The sequence below is a fragment of the Ruegeria discodermiae genome (assembly GCF_030758345.1).
Taxonomy (GTDB): Bacteria; Pseudomonadota; Alphaproteobacteria; order Rhodobacterales; family Rhodobacteraceae; genus Ruegeria_C.
The window spans coordinates 1-14755 of record NZ_JAVAMO010000038.1 but is presented as its reverse complement, the minus strand read 5'-3'; the positions used below and the strand labels follow the sequence as shown (position 1 = coordinate 14755).

Below are 14755 nucleotides of genomic sequence, written 5' to 3'. Positions count from 1 at the left end.
ATCAGACCAGCCTGCTACGACGTGCCGTCCATTACTTTTCCCATGTACTCTTCTTCCGTGATTGTTCCGCCATGCGCAGCCGCTTTTCCTTGATCGTCCTCATGCAGGAAGTCCTGAATGGGCTCGATCCGTTTCCAGGCCGGGAATGGCTGGTTGCCCTCGGCATCCGGCACATATATCGAATGTGGTTCTACCCGCTTGTGCTTGTGGATCATTCGAGCGCAGTTTTGAAAGACGCGCGTTACTTCGACCACCGCGACCATGTTGCAACCGGGAAAATGGGTCATTAGCACGGGGTCTTTTGAAATCTTGGCACTTCCTTGCACACGGATGCGCCAGGGTGTTTCAAAGTCCATGAACAGCATGCCGATTTTACTGGCTGCATCGATGTTTCCCATCGAGAGCCACATGCCGTTGCCGTCATAGTTCGGGAACACGATCCGATTGTCGCCAAGGGATTTCACAAACCCAATCGGCCCGCCTTTGTAAGATACCGTAGGCTCTCCATCCGCGGTGACAGTGGACAAAAAGAAGTAATTGCGGGTTTCGATGTATTCGATATGATAGTCTTCCAATTCATCGCGCACGATGGCCTGTATCACCGCATGAGACAGCTTTTCGTGACCATTCTCAGCTTGTAGTTTGCGCTGCGCATCAGTGTAGAACGCTTCATGGGTTGGGATGGCTGGTGTCGGCTCTGCCATATTCGGATCCCCTGTTGAGGCCCTCAGATGGCTGTTTGGAGCAGCCATCCGAGAGCGGTTTAGACTGCGGTTTCTAGCGCCTCTGTGGTTTCGGTGACCTCCTCCCAGCCAGGCGCATCGTCAAAGCTCACAACCGGGCGCTGTTTCTTTCGGTTGATCAAGAGCCGGGTGCTATCGCGCTTGGCATAGTGCCCCGCCGGATCAGCCGCAGCTTTGGCATAGCCGATCATGTGCAGATCGATATCGGCATACATGATGCCCTCCTGATCATGTGGGATGCGCTCGCCGATCTCTGATCCGTCCGGCGCGTAGATCGCGGTGTAACCGCCACCGACTGGGAACAGCGCCTCTTTCTCGGTATTTCCTTCGCACAGTAGGTCCTGCATTTCCTTGGTCACCAGCGAACAGGGCGCGAGCACAAAGCACGAGCCTTCGACCGCGTAGATCATCGAAGCGGCATTGTTCACCTGATGCCCGAGCGCATAGGCAGTGCCTTCGTAGAGCGCCAGATTTGGCCAAGCGGCGCAGTGAATCTGCTCGTTTTGCGCATACATGGCGTATTTCGATAGCGGCTGCAGATGTTCCCAGCAGGCCAGTTGGCCCACGCGGCCGATCGAGGTATCAACCACGTTCAGGTCTGATCCGTCTCCCTCGCCGTAAACGGTGCGCTCCACATGCGTTGGCTTGAGCTTGCGGCGACGGTTGATAACTGCGCCGGTCTCGTCGAAATGCCACTGCGCGATATACAGCGATCCGCCGTCGCGTTCCGAGCACCCCATGGACAGCTGGATATTGTTGTCGCGGCAGGCTTTTGCCAGACGCGCCTCTTGCGGGCTGCCCGCCTCGATCGAGTTGTCGAAGTAGCGCCCGACAAACTGCATCTGCCAAGCCACCGGCCCCAGCCATATATAGTTGGGATAGCCCGGCAACCAGGTTTCGCTAAAGGCAATCAAGTTGGCGCCTTTCTGAGCCGCCTCTTCGATGAGACCGATCGCCTTGTCGATGCCCGCCTCCAGATCGAGAAAGCAGGGAGCGGCTTGAACGGCCGCGACTTTGGCTTGCGTAGACATGTTGGTCCTCCGTGTCATTGACAGAAAGACTGCATGTACCGGCCGCGGCGTGCTTTTGGATTTGGGCAGAAAAACTTGCGTTTTTGTGCGTACCCCGCATAATTGATTAGCTTTTGGGGCTAATTTTCATGGACATCCAAACGCGCTACGACACAAGCGATGTCGCATCTAAAGACCGTTTCGCTTATTGGCGGGAATCGGTGTGCGACAGCTACGTGCAGCTTGGATGTGACACAGAAGACAGAAGCAGTTTCCGGGGCATGATCGAGATCGCACGCCATTCCGTCCTGTCGATTTCGCGCGTGGCCGGATTGTGCCACAGGGTGGATCGCCGTAAACGCGACATCCGTTCCGCCTCGGATGCCTATTTCCTGCTGAGCTTGCAGACCGCAAAAGCGTCGACCGTGACTCAATTCGGAAAAACCGCAGTTTTGCACCCCGGCGACATGGCGCTTTATGCAAGCACTGATCCCTACACGCTGCAACTGCCCGACGATTTCAGCCAGACGGTGGTGCAATTGCCGTTCTCGAAGCTTGTCGAGCGGCTACCCAATGCGGAAATGCTGACGGCACGCAAAATCGACGGACAAACCGGCATTGGCAAGCTGGTGCGCGAGAACATTCTGGACTTCGCGGACCACATCAATTCGCCGAACCTGATGCTACAAACCCTGTTGCAGGACACTCTGATTGATTTGATCGCGACGGGACTTGCATCTCACGGGGCGAGCAGTATTGAGCTGTCATCGCCCGAGCAGCAAGTGATGCTGAGGGCCAAGTCGTTCATCCGCGCCAATCTTGGCAACCCGGATCTTGATCGCACCCGTGTGGCGGCTGAGATTGGCATGTCGGTACGACGGCTTAATGAGATCTTCTCAAAAGATGATGAGTCGATCAGCGCCTTCATTCGTCGGATGCGGCTGGACGGTGTGTCCGCTGACCTGAAAGACCCCCGGTTTGACCACCAGTCCATCAGCGAAATCGCGTTCCGCTACGGGTTTTCAAACCTGCAGAATTTTTCAACGACCTTCCGCGCCCGGTTCGGTCAAAGCCCGCGCGCCCATCGGGTTAAGCCGAGCTAGTTGAGTCAACAATACCATCCCGCTCCCGTCGGCTTTGTTGATGGGAAGGACCCCCTTTCGACGGCATCGCAATATGCCAACGTGATGTTTGTGGAAGGCATCACGGAAGGAGAGTGCATCCACGCGATCAACAAAGCTACCAGTAGATACTGACAAAACGATGCAATCAGTCACCAAAGAGTGAGGTCCGCCATTCCAGATACGACCTTGTGCTCCAATTTCTGCGACGCTAGGCCATCTTCATTGTTCGAACAGGGGTGCCAAGCATGTCACAGACGCAGGTTGGATTTGTAGGGGTCGGCTTAATGGGGCACGGGATGGCCAAGAACATTCTTGGCGGTGGTTATCCCATCACGGTGATTGCACATCGCAATCGCGTACCCGTTGAGGACTTGGTCTCTCAGGGGGCAACCGAGGCGTCTAGTCTTGAGTCTCTCGCGGCAGCCTCCGACATCATCCATATCTGCGCGCCCGGCTCCCCGCAGGTTGAGGCCATTGTCGATACCATGTTGCCGCACCTGAAAAACGGCGCGATCATCGTGGACTGTTCCACCTCCGATCCCACTTCAACCGAAAAACTGGCAGAGAGGCTTGCCGATAAGGGCTGCGCGATGGTGGACGCGCCCCTCGGGGGCACACCGGTTCAGGCTATGGCCGGGGAACTGAGTACGATGGTTGGCGCGTCAGACGACGCCTTTGCCCGGGTCAAGCCCGTGCTTGCCTGTTGGGCTCAAGCGATCGTGCATCTGGGCAAACCCGGAATAGGTCACAAGATGAAGCTATTGAATAACTTTCTGTCGCTTGGATATGGCGCATTGTATGCCGAGGCGCTGGCGTTGAGCCGCAAGGTCGGCATATCCGTTGAACAGTTCGATAGCGTCATCCGTGGCTCTCGCATGGATTGCGGATTCTACCAGACCTTCATGGGCTATGCTGTCGAAGGCAACTGTGAGGCGCATAAGTTCGCGCTGTCAAACGCCTATAAGGACATGCGCTATCTTGCGTCGATGGCGGATGCGGCTAGTGTGGCGAACCCGGTCGGCACGGCGGTCAAGAATTCAATGGCCTTGGCAGTAAACACAGGCGGTGACGGACCTGAAGATTATGTCCCGCATCTCGTAGATTTCGTGGCCAGGGCCAATGGTTTGCAGAAAGACAAATAGGCCAAGGTAGTGTTCCAGCTCTTTAGCCCACACATCCTTCGGGGACGGTCCATACGCTGCGACGCAGGACTGCAGAAGACGCGCCTGACATTCATCTGACTTCAACAAGTCGAACAGAAGCAAGGCGGGCAAATTAGCACTTGATTTGGGCAGCGTTAACCGAAAACCGTCATCGACGCTCCGGCTTTGGCCGTCAATACGACAACAACATTTGCACCCGAGCATCGACATCCTTTTGCATGCGTTCGCCGCTCCAGCCAGCGCGCCCTCGGAACATATAGCCTTGCCTTAGATCATAAAGTAGAGCGGCACGCTCACGGGATGGAAAATCTGTGGGCAGCGTGCATTTGTCAATTTCCCGTGCGAACCGAGCGGCAAGACGTTTTTCGGTGTCTTCAATCGCCGCCTCAACGCGTTCGGCCACACCTTCGATCTGGCCAACCGTCGTGACCACGCTTGAAGCCAGAAAGCACCCTTTTGCACCGCTTTCATGTTCGGTGGCATAGTGGACCACCTCGGACAGAAACCCTTTGATGGCTTTGGTGATGTCCTCCTCGTTTTCAAAAGCCACCACAGGCGCACAGCCATCCACATCCGCATAGAGGTCGATGGTTTTGAGATACAGCTCTCGCTTGTCACCGAAGGCCGCATAGAGACTTGGCCCAGTAATCCCCATAGCCTGCGTCAAATCACGCAGCGACGCACCGTCATATCCCTTGGTCCAGAAGACCGACATCGCCTGCATAAGGGCTTCGTCGTAATCGAAGTTTCTCGGGCGGCCCAATTTTTTTGTATCGGTCAATATATAATTCCTTGACTCTCGCGCGGTCACGATAGTTATGTATCAATCGATATATAATCAGAAAGGCTCCTCATGACCAGCCCCAAATCTGCCGTCGGAAAGGCATTTCCGACGATCGATTTACCTGTGCTTGGTGGTAACACCCGAAGCCTGTCCACACCCCGGGACGCGTACGACTGGATGTTGACCGTCGTCTATCGCGGCAAACACTGCCCGCTTTGCACGACCTATTTGCAAGATCTTAGCAGCGCGCTCCCTGACCTGAACGCTTTGGGCATCGATGTTCTGGCGGTCTCGGCCGATAGCGCTGAGCGTTCCTCAGCACAGATGCAAGAGATCTCACCAGCATTCGATGTTGGCTATGGTCTAAGCGTTGCGCAGATGCAGACGCTGGGTCTGTACATTTCTGGGCCACGCAACGGGATGGATGTCGAGGGGCCATTTGCTGAACCCGGCCTATTCATCATCAACGATCAAGACGCACTGCAGATTGTCGATATTTCGAATGTCCCCTTCGCCCGCCCCAGCCTAACAAGCCTTGTGAAGGGTATCCGGTTCCTGCGTGGGTTGTCAGGTGACTTCCCTGTTAATGGCACTCACGCCTGAAGGAGGCATAAAATGGCAGACAGAACAGAAAAAGGCGTACGCGCAGCGATTGAGGACCTGATGAATGTTGCGGTCCACGGCGATGCCAGCGGCCTAGACCGCATCTATCACCAAGACATGCAAATCCTGATGTTGGACATCAGTGGCGAATTGGCACGTTTTGACAAACTCGGCTTCATGGCTCTGATGGCCAACTCGGTCAAAGACACCAACCCCGATGATCACAAATGGGCCCGGTTCAGCGCGGTCGAAGCAAATGGCGATCATGGTCACGTCCTGATCACCCGACGCGTCCCAATTGGCGATTCCCGCAAAGTGCTTGAGCTGAGCATCGATCTGATTTTCGAAGACGACCGCTGGCAGGTCACGCGAGAGGTGATCTTCGCGCGCCCTGATCCCGATCCGATCTCCTGAAATCTCCCAATTAAAAAGGAACGCACTATGCGTATGATAACTTCTATTGCGGCCGTTCTATTGTCGGCCTGTGTAACCGTTGCAGATGAGGCAACCACCAGTCTCAATGCTCTAAACGATCAGTTCAACGCCTTCGCTGCAGACCATGATGCTGTCGGTCTGCTGTCGCTTTATTCCAAAGACACGCTTTGGATCGAGCAAGGCAAACCTGTGAGCCAGGGTTTGGACGGTCCGCGGGAACTGTTCGAGTTTGTCACCGCCAACAAAGGCGAAGTTACTCATACAATTGACCACCTATACGTCTCAGACGATGAGACCCTGGCTGTCATGATCGGTTTCGTTGAGGCAAAGATTGAGACCGTCGGTATGGATGCCACGGGGACCTATCTATTTGTCCTGCGCCCAGAGGACAATGGTTGGGAAATCGTCACCGATATGTGGCACCAGCATACCTCGGGGCAAAACTGAGCTCTGCAACGAAGTTCGCCCTCTGAAATTGAAGGTCAATCAATTCCGAAAACAAGCAGCACTGAGTGAATCAGGTTTTTTGCAGTGCGGTGGCATGTCCTACGGCTAAGCCAACGCACGACCGTCCTGACTCTGATCAAGAATGATCAATCGGCCCATAAGAGACATCCACTGGCCACCCGATATTCTGCGGACGCAGCCCGCTTTGCAGCCATTCGCCGCAAGCGCAAAATGCAACGCCCGTCGAACTAGCAGGTAGCGGACAAAGTGACCATCAGCTAAACGCCTGCCAATATGGGTGCGGAACTGCGAGCATTGACCCGCGGTGGCGGCTTGTTCAAGAAGCTTGATCCATACGTAAAACAGCGGCAACATCCATAGAGTGGCGTTCAATTTTAGGAACGTCGGTTTAACGATATCGGTCAAACGGAAGCATCGGGTGTTTCCCAGGGCCAAAGTTTGCAGAAAACCATTTTCAATCTAACTTCAGAGAGCAAGCCATGACGGCCATGACCCAGACCGAATCAGACGTTTTAGAAAAAATTACTGTACTCCTCCAAAAACCTAATAATAGACCTCCTTCAGACCAGATTGACGTCGCGCTTGATCCAGCAAAAATCATCAAGGATCTTGAGGATTTTTACGAACTTCTGAAAGAGTCTGACGCCATGCTCAAGGCAATTGTACCTTACCTTAAGCCGCCACATTACCGGCCCGAGCTTCCAGCGCACGGCGAGATTGAATTTGGAATTCTGCCTTTTTGGGTAAAATACCCAAAGGAAATCCCCGATTACCAGGACATTCCGCAAGTTTTCCTAGAGTTCCTTAAATTGGTCGATGGATTGGGCCTAATTCCACAACCGACTCTCACGCCTAAAGAGTATGAGCATCTCAAGACAGCTGTCCAGAGCTACAATGCGATCTCACCCGATGGTACGTCTTGGGGACTTGGGAACTTCGGGCAACTGGATTATCGCTGGCTCGAGGCGCCGATTAACATGCTTCTTGTCAACTATTACTACAAGAAATACCCATGGCCGATGGCGGCCCTGAATGACCCGGCCAAAAGCCCGCATGTGGCGACGATCCCCGAGGACGGCAATACGTTTGCGGTTGCCGGCGATTGGGGAACAGGGGGAGACGACGCCAAAGCGGTGCGTCATGCGGCTGTACATCTGGACCCGTACTACCTGTTTCACTTAGGAGACGTATATTACACCGGAACACCCCAACAATCGCCCGGTCAGACCTTCCTTGGACCCGGCTATGAGATGGCACATCTTGTTGATTTCTGGCCCAGGACGCACAGGAAGCCCGGCCGGTCATTCACCATGAATTCCAACCATGAAATGTACACAGGTGCTCGGGGTCTTTTTGAGGACGCTCTGTCCAGCCCAATCTTTGCCCACCAAAACGGTTTCACCTATGGGATGCTGGAAAACGAATTTTGGCAGGTTTTCTACCTCGACAGTGCTTACTACAGCCCAGATTTCCTCAAAATGTATGGTGCGCTTAGCGAAGATCAGATCAGTTTCGTGAAATCGAAGCGCAAAGGAAATACCGACAAGAAAACAATCGTCATGACCCATCACACGCCCTTCGATGTGACTGGCAAGATCGAACAGGTCAAGGACAATAAATCTCTGCTTCGAGATGTCGCCAGGGCTTTGGACAACAACCTGCCGGATTACTGGTATTTCGGGCATATCCATGACGGGATTGCCTATGCGCCAAAGAAAGTTGTCGCTTCAACACACGGCTCGAGGATCCCGGGCACCTGTCACATGCGGTGCACCGGCCACGCTTCTATGCCGTATGGGGCGCCCTGGGCATTGGCTAAAGTGGGTAGCAAACCCCCCTTCAAGAAATCCGACTTCATCAAGGACATCGAGTTTTTTGCACAAACGCCAAAGCCCGACTGCGGCCTTCATGTCAAAAACGGCTTTTTGACCTTTGCCTTAAAAGGAGCAAATATCGAGGAAGCCTTCTACGACAGCGATGGAAAAAGGACTTGGTTCCGGAAAAGCGGACCTACCACCTGAGACTGATCGTCCGCAGGTCAGGGGTAGTCGCCGGTCACAGATCTCGAGCGGTATGTCGAGTTGCCACGGCGTGACCGCTAGTCGATGTCGAACAGGGCCGCCACCGACCAAAAAGATCAATTCCTGGCACTAGCTACTGTCTGTGGACGAGCCAGAACCGATGAACACTCTCGTAGAGGATACACGGCCCAGAGCCGACATCCAGCGCATTGCCTCAATGCGGCGGTTGCAGCCCGCTTTTCCAGATATTCGCTGCTAGAGCAAATTGTGTAACGTAGCGAACTCACAGTCTGCGGAACAGTGCTGCCGTTCGCCCTGCCATTCCGGAGTATTTCAGCGCACTGCTGTTGGGACCATCAAAGGCCTGGTCACACATGTTCGCGACGGTGACACAATTGAGGTTGAAGGCGTGCCGACCCGGTTCGGGTCACTGGATTGCTCAGAGCGCCATACCACAATGGGAAAGCAAGCGACAAACCGGATGCGCAATCTGACTACCCGACCAATATCGATCTGTTACCTGAACAGACGGACCAGCTAAGATCGAAAAGTTGGCGGTTGCACGTTATCCGAAGCGGTAATGACACCTAAGCACTGCTCGTCGTACACAACACGAGCGCGTGCTAATTCTAACTTGTCTCCAAAAGGAACTCGGCAATCAGACGAGCGCAGCGATGCCAGGCCGGATCTGTTTCCGGCAGAATATGGTTGGATGTATCTAGCGGTACGAATTTGGCACCCGGAATGCCAGCGGCCAGCATCTGACCTTGGCGAAAACTAATGGCGGCATCTTTTCGGGCATGCAGTACCAACGTTGGGACCGATACCAAGCTCAGGATTTCGCGCACATCCACCTCTCCTATCGCCTCAACGAGCTTGGCTGCGTTCCTACCATTGGATGATTGTGCCTGCAGTTCACCGAACCATTTGAGGTTTTCAGGCGGCGCATCGGGCATAAATGTGCTACTAAACAATTGCTGTACGGCGCCTGTTCCGCCCCAAGCGCTTTCGATCAGGGCAATCGTGGCTTCGGTCGCCTTGATGCGTTTTTCACTGCCATGATGCCGCCACCCACAGGCATAGCCCCCATAAAACGCCATTTTTGTAACACGTTCGGAATTCTTGACGGCGTATGCGACACTCACCGCAGCCGCTTGCGAAATGCCCAATATCGGAAACCGGTCTAGACCAACGGCATCCACAACCGCTTCCAGATCCTCAACCTGCCGGTCCAGCGAGAAATCATCCACGTCCCATTCGCTCAACCCATTGCCACGGGGATCGTATCGGATGAGCTGATGGGTCTGGGCAAAGTGCCCGTGAACGTGTTTCCACACCGGGCTGCTCCAATCCAACTCTACATGGGTCAGCCAGTGAGAGGTTTTGATAAGTGGCGGGCCTTCGCCTGCTATGGAATAGGCTATTCGAGTCCCATCCTTGCTATGACAAAAGTAGATGTCTTGCTCGGGTTTCTCTTCGGCAAGGGCGACAGCGCCCGCCCCGCTTTCCACTGTGGCTGCAATGAAACGAAAACCCCTGCCGTGAATCGTCTTCAAAATGCTCTGTTTCGTGCCGCTGTCTCCAACAGCATTGCGAACGGCGTGAATGGCCGAAGAAACGGCAGCATCCGAGATGAAGCGCCCCTCCCAGATCGCGTCGATAAGCTCATCGCGCGTTACCACGCGATCACGGTTTTCAACAAGATAGATCAGGGTTTCCAGAACTTTGGGCTCTACGGACAGCGGCGCGCCACGCGCCCGCAATTCCAGTCCTGCGGTATCAAGCGTGAACTCTCCAAAGCTGTACTTCATGCAAGAACTCTAGCTTCGCCGGGCTGTTTTGTCATCTGATCAGGGGTGTTGGACCGCGTGATCAAGTTTGCGTATTCAGAAAGTTTTCAAAAACGGCAGCGCACATGTCCATTCCAGCAAGCCCGAGATGCTATCATCACAACCGGCCAACATCATCACCGTAGCACTTTTCGCCGATGCGGTTTCGCGCAAAAAATCCCAAAAACCACCGCTGGCTCTCCCAAATGGCATTCGGCATGTAGATACCAGTGAACAGGTCCCGCAGGGCGGCGGTATCTTTGCCCAGCCAAAATGGAAGCGCCACGTGCACGGCCCGTCTCCTGTGTTGGCACAAGCCATGCACGTGCCGTCACTGCTGCGGCGCACCCTAATCTCCTGATGCGGACAATTTCGCGGGCACACTGTATCCGGAGCCTGCGCGACCGGAGCGACAAATCAAACGCCGTGCCAAAGTACGGTTGTCAGGAATTTCTGCCCCTGCTCCTCATCTCCAAGCGCGCGACGCGCCGTCGAAAGCGTGCTTCACAGGGCCACAGTACCGCGAAGACCCGCGTGCATCAGTCCATCATAGCTTCGATTTCTCAGATCCGAGCGACTTCCGCAAGAAATCCCCAAGAAACCCCAAGCTCTCCCTCAAGCTTCGCAACAAGGGTGTCGGTAGGTCTGTGGTCACAGGGCAATGAGGCCCAAGTCGGATAGGAGAACAAGATGAACGTGACAACACAAATGACCCCCGTCAACAACGGCGTGAACGTCGAAGCCTTGATCAGCGCGCGTGATGCCCTGACGGAGATGCCGGCAGCAGCAGAATTCACATGGCGTGCCGAATGCGAATGGCTGAACGGGGTCCATAGTCGCTCGACCGTCAAAGGGTTCTATGGTCTAGGTGAAGAACACCAACACGCCGAAACATTTACCTTTGACGCCGACCACCCGGCCTGCTTTGCCGCTGAAGACAAAGGCGCAACCCCGGTCGAAATCGTGCTGTCGGCCCTCGCAAGTTGCCTGTGCGCGGGTGTCGCTTCCGTTGCCCAGAACAGAGGTATCCAGCTGCACTCGGTCGTTGCGAAAGTGGAAGGCGACATGAGCCTGTACGGCATTCTCGGCATAGACCCTGACGTGCGCAACGGTTTCAAAGGCATCCGAGTGGCCTTCGACATCGACGCTGACGCATCGAAGGATGAAATCGCCGCGGTCGTGGCTCAAAGCCAGAAACGATCCGCCGTGTTCGACATCATCACAAATCCAGGGAACGTGCGAGTATCTGTCAGCTGACAAGTTTCCGCAAATAAACACAAAAAGGAATTTGAATATGAAAACGATCGCCGCCTTGAAAACCCTCCACGCTGCACTCTTCAGCACCCTTTCTGGATCGCGTGAAGTTTGCTGTCCGGCGAGCGTGCTGTGTGACCGGATGCTGAACGATATCGGGCAGTATCAGGTACACGAGCTGCAAGAAGCCGCATCGGCGTTGAGCCATCGCGGCGGTCGTTTCCTTTCGTAAGCTCCAAAACGCACCCTGAGCCGGGGTTCGCGTAATCCTCTTGGATTTGAGGTCCGAAATGTATTCCACAACCACCCTGATCATCGGGGCGGGCCAGTGCGGCCTTGCCATGAGCTTTGAACTGAGCAAACGCTCGATTGACCACCTTGTTCTGGATGCCGGGTGCGCTGGAGAAAGCTGGCACAGCCGTCGCTGGGACTCGCTGCGACTGTTGACGCCGAATTGGATGAACACTCTGGCGGGTCAGACGCACGGGCCCGAAGATCCAGACGGATTTGTCACTGCCCGGAAGTTTGCATCCGAATTTGACAATTGGGTCGTGAGACATGCTCCACCGCTTTACACGAACACTTCGGTGAGTTCTCTGTCTCGACTGGGCGATGGGTACATCGCCGAGACGAACCGCGGACCTATCCGATGCCAGTCGGTGGTCATAGCCACCGGTGCCTGTGCACGACCCAAGGTACCTGCCTTTGCCCAAGCTATATCCCATCGGATCGAACAGTTTTCGCCAATCACTTACCGCGGCCCGCTTGAGTTGCGCTCAGGCGGCGTATTGGTGGTCGGGGCTTCGGCATCCGGCCTTCAGATCGCTCAGGAATTGGCGCAGTCCGGTCGCAAGGTCACTCTGGCCGTCGGCAGCCATGGGCGTTTGCCGCGCACATATCGCGACGCGGACATTCTGCAGTGGATGGATCTAGCCCGTGTTTTTGATGAGCCGTTCACCAAAGTAAACGATCTGGAAAGGGCACGGCGGACGCCTTCCCTGCCGCTGATTGGCACGCCGGAACGCGACGATCTGAACCTTGATGTTCTGCAGGCCCGAGGCGTCGAACTTGTCGGGCGTATGATGGATATCCGTGACGGCAAAGCGCAATTCTCAGGTGGGCTGTTCAATGCCGTGTCTTCCGCCGATCTGAAGATGAATCGTCTGCTGGACAGGATTGATACCTGGATCAACGATCACGGGTTTGAAGGAATGGTCGCACCGCCTCGGCGTTTTGCACCGACCGCTGTGCCGTCTGATCCCAGATTGGCCATCGACCTTTCCGAGTTTGACGCCGTGATCTGGGCGACAGGATTCAACCCTGATCATCGCTTTGTTCAGATACCCGTTTTTGATCGCAAGGGCCGTATCCAGCATCACGGCGGCGTTGTCGAACACGGATTGTATGTGATGGGGCTGCCGTTCCTGCGGACCAGCCGCTCCGTGCATATCGACGGAGCCACTCGGGATGCAAAGGCGCTGGCGCGCCAAATCTCAATTCAACTCGATCAATCTTTGGCCGCATAGAGGGAGCCTGTCATGCAAACACAAAAATTTGATGCAATCGTAGTCGGCGCCCGTGTCGCCGGAGCAGCGACGGCAATGCAGTTAGCACGCGGCGGAGCGCGCGTTTTGCTGGTGGATAGGGAACCCGAGATCAAGGACACTCTTTCGACCCATGCCCTGATGCGACCTGCGATCCATCTTCTCGCGCATTGGGGGTTAATGGGGCCAATCAAGGCGTCCACCCCAGCTGTCCTTTCAACTCAGTTCGTCTATGGCGACGAGGTCTTCGACATACCGCTCAAACCGGATGCTGGATACGAGGGCCTTTTTGCGCCCCGTCGCTGGCTGCTGGATCGGGTATTGGGCGATGCCGCACAAGAAGCGGGTGTAGAGTTGAGGACCGCAACCATATGCTGTGACGTTATCCGGAGACCCGATAAACGTGTCAGTGGTGTCGTTCTGATGGATCGTGAAAGCAACAGATATCAGATCACCGCGGATTTGATTGTTGGTGCTGATGGCAGAAACTCAACTATCGCGAAACTGGTTGGGGCAAAGGAAAACGCTCGCTCGGACATCCGCTCAGCCTGCGCCTACACATATGTCGAGGGCATCCCCAACTCTGGCTACCGCTGGTTTTATGACGCGAATGCTGCGGCCGGGTTGATCCCGACGAGCAATAATCAGCACTGCTTGTTTGTCGCCTGTCCGTCTAATGCGTTCAAAGCCAGGTTCGGCACTGACATCAACGCCAGTATTCGTGAACAGTTGCGGCGATGGGATACCGAATTGGCGGAACGGCTAGATCACAGTTCATTCGTCGAAAAACCCAAAAAGTTCTTGGGTGCACCGGGCCACATGCGGCAATGCGCGGGCGCGGGGTGGGCACTGGTCGGAGATGCTGGATACTTCAAAGACCCGCTGACCGCACACGGAATAACAGATGCTTTGAGAGATGCGCATATCCTGACGGAAGCTGCAATGACAAAGGGCTTGGGTGAGTTGACTGGGTACCAGATTATCCGCGATCAACTATCGGCAAAGCTCTTTCAGATTACCGAAGAGATCGCATCCTTCGATTGGTCTTTGGACCAGTTGAAAGCTCTGCACATGCATTTGAACACCGAGATGAAGGCAGAGTTTTTGCACCTGCAAGCGTCTCTCAATCCATCAGCTCAGGCCGCGTAAGGAGAAATTAATGGAAAACGGATGGTCAGGCACAGCAAATGCCAAGCCTCAACGCGGGCAACGTGCCAGCAGAAAACGAACGACCTCGATGCGTGATGTTGAAGCGTTTACCGAGATGACTGGCGACAAGAACCCGATCCACTATGACGGCGAATTGGCTTCAAAAACAGCTCTTGGTGGGTTAGTCGTTCAGGGAGGCGTAACCACTGGATTGCTGAATGCTGTGGTTGCGGAAGATCTTCCGGGCCCAGGGACAGTTTTTCTTGAAACAAACTGGCGGTTCAAAAAAGCTGTGCGCGTCGGAGAGACGATAGACGCGCAGATCGAGGTGATCCACGCTCGCAATGACAAACCGATCTGCACGTTGAACACGCGCATCGTGGATTCAATGGGCGACACCTGTGTTGACGGCACGGCGGTGACGTTCACTCTTCCAATTCGCAAAAGCAGTTAACAGATTGATTTTCTGGCGAACTTTTCATGTTCAATAAAACCTGCAAGACGACTGCGTCCGCTTTTCTCCGCGAACTCGTAGTTTGGGTTATCGCAGAAACCAAAAGTCTAGGCTCAGAGATGACTAAGGTTCAGCAACACAACAACGTTATGTCGATAGTGGGATTAGCGACTA

17 protein-coding genes are annotated in these 14755 nt (G+C 54.7%); 12 read left to right on the top strand and 5 right to left on the bottom strand.

The genetic code is table 11. The features are described 5' to 3' along the window. Positions 1-14: 14 nt before the first annotated feature. Positions 15-704 (bottom strand): pyridoxamine 5'-phosphate oxidase family protein, encoded by a 690-nt coding sequence (locus Q5Y75_RS27880; protein ID WP_306203551.1) that lies wholly within the window; start codon positions 702-704, stop codon positions 15-17. 59 nt (positions 705-763) lie between these two features. Beyond that, entirely contained in the window at positions 764-1774 is a 1011-nt protein-coding gene (locus Q5Y75_RS27875) for a carbon-nitrogen hydrolase family protein (protein ID WP_306203549.1), read from the bottom strand. A 128-nt stretch (positions 1775-1902) separates the two neighbouring features. On the opposite strand from Q5Y75_RS27875, the gene Q5Y75_RS27870 reads away from it, so the two are divergent. After that, positions 1903-2856 carry an AraC-like ligand-binding domain-containing protein gene (locus Q5Y75_RS27870; RefSeq protein ID WP_306203548.1) on the top strand — a complete coding sequence of 318 codons (954 nt, stop codon included), beginning with the start codon at positions 1903-1905 and terminating at the stop codon, positions 2854-2856. Between the two features lie 266 nt (positions 2857-3122). Continuing rightward, on the top strand, positions 3123-4019 hold the full coding sequence (locus Q5Y75_RS27865) for an NAD(P)-dependent oxidoreductase (protein WP_306203547.1): 897 nt from the start codon (positions 3123-3125) through the stop codon (positions 4017-4019). A gap of 193 nt (positions 4020-4212) precedes the next feature. On the opposite strand, the gene Q5Y75_RS27860 is transcribed toward Q5Y75_RS27865, so the two are convergent. Beyond that, positions 4213-4821: a TetR/AcrR family transcriptional regulator gene (locus Q5Y75_RS27860; protein ID WP_306203546.1), complete on the bottom strand. Its 609-nt coding sequence runs from the start codon at positions 4819-4821 to the stop codon at positions 4213-4215. Positions 4822-4893: 72 nt separating this feature from the next. Between Q5Y75_RS27860 and Q5Y75_RS27855 the strand changes: the two genes are divergently transcribed. From Q5Y75_RS27855 to Q5Y75_RS27845, 3 genes are read left to right on the top strand one after another with little or no spacing between them, the layout of a single operon-like run. Continuing rightward, positions 4894-5427 carry a peroxiredoxin-like family protein gene (locus Q5Y75_RS27855; protein WP_306203544.1) on the top strand — a complete coding sequence of 178 codons (534 nt, stop codon included), beginning with the start codon at positions 4894-4896 and terminating at the stop codon, positions 5425-5427. Positions 5428-5439: 12 nt separating this feature from the next. Next, the gene (locus Q5Y75_RS27850) at positions 5440-5841 is read left to right on the top strand and encodes a nuclear transport factor 2 family protein (protein WP_306203543.1); all 402 of its coding nucleotides are present in this window, start codon (positions 5440-5442) and stop codon (positions 5839-5841) included. A 27-nt stretch (positions 5842-5868) separates the two neighbouring features. Then, on the top strand, positions 5869-6309 hold the full coding sequence (locus Q5Y75_RS27845) for a YybH family protein (protein WP_306203542.1): 441 nt from the start codon (positions 5869-5871) through the stop codon (positions 6307-6309). A 105-nt stretch (positions 6310-6414) separates the two neighbouring features. Here the strand turns inward: Q5Y75_RS27845 and Q5Y75_RS27840 are convergent, their stop codons facing one another. Further along, positions 6415-6735 carry a hypothetical protein gene (locus tag Q5Y75_RS27840; RefSeq protein ID WP_306203541.1) on the bottom strand — a complete coding sequence of 107 codons (321 nt, stop codon included), beginning with the start codon at positions 6733-6735 and terminating at the stop codon, positions 6415-6417. 74 nt (positions 6736-6809) lie between these two features. Here Q5Y75_RS27840 and Q5Y75_RS27835 point away from each other — a divergent pair, with 74 nt between their 5' ends. Further along, a complete protein-coding gene (locus tag Q5Y75_RS27835; RefSeq protein WP_306203539.1) occupies positions 6810-8351 on the top strand; it encodes a metallophosphoesterase family protein in 1542 nt (513 codons plus the stop codon). Positions 8352-8980: 629 nt separating this feature from the next. On the opposite strand, the gene Q5Y75_RS27830 is transcribed toward Q5Y75_RS27835, so the two are convergent. After that, positions 8981-10162, bottom strand: coding sequence for an alpha/beta hydrolase (locus Q5Y75_RS27830; protein ID WP_306203538.1), 1182 nt, complete (start codon positions 10160-10162; stop codon positions 8981-8983). 67 nt (positions 10163-10229) lie between these two features. Between Q5Y75_RS27830 and Q5Y75_RS27825 the strand changes: the two genes are divergently transcribed. From Q5Y75_RS27825 to Q5Y75_RS27800, 6 genes are all read left to right on the top strand, one after another. Beyond that, on the top strand, positions 10230-10541 hold the full coding sequence (locus tag Q5Y75_RS27825) for a hypothetical protein (protein ID WP_306203537.1): 312 nt from the start codon (positions 10230-10232) through the stop codon (positions 10539-10541). A 329-nt stretch (positions 10542-10870) separates the two neighbouring features. After that, the gene (locus tag Q5Y75_RS27820; protein WP_306203536.1) at positions 10871-11437 is read left to right on the top strand and encodes an OsmC family protein; all 567 of its coding nucleotides are present in this window, start codon (positions 10871-10873) and stop codon (positions 11435-11437) included. A gap of 37 nt (positions 11438-11474) precedes the next feature. Beyond that, entirely contained in the window at positions 11475-11666 is a 192-nt protein-coding gene (locus Q5Y75_RS27815) for a hypothetical protein (RefSeq protein ID WP_306203535.1), read from the top strand. 58 nt (positions 11667-11724) lie between these two features. Then, positions 11725-12960, top strand: coding sequence for an NAD(P)-binding domain-containing protein (locus tag Q5Y75_RS27810; RefSeq protein WP_306203534.1), 1236 nt, complete (start codon positions 11725-11727; stop codon positions 12958-12960). Positions 12961-12972: 12 nt separating this feature from the next. Next, positions 12973-14127: an NAD(P)/FAD-dependent oxidoreductase gene (locus Q5Y75_RS27805; RefSeq protein WP_306203533.1), complete on the top strand. Its 1155-nt coding sequence runs from the start codon at positions 12973-12975 to the stop codon at positions 14125-14127. Positions 14128-14137: 10 nt separating this feature from the next. Next, positions 14138-14581: a MaoC family dehydratase gene (locus Q5Y75_RS27800; protein WP_306203532.1), complete on the top strand. Its 444-nt coding sequence runs from the start codon at positions 14138-14140 to the stop codon at positions 14579-14581. Positions 14582-14755 lie beyond the last annotated feature (174 nt).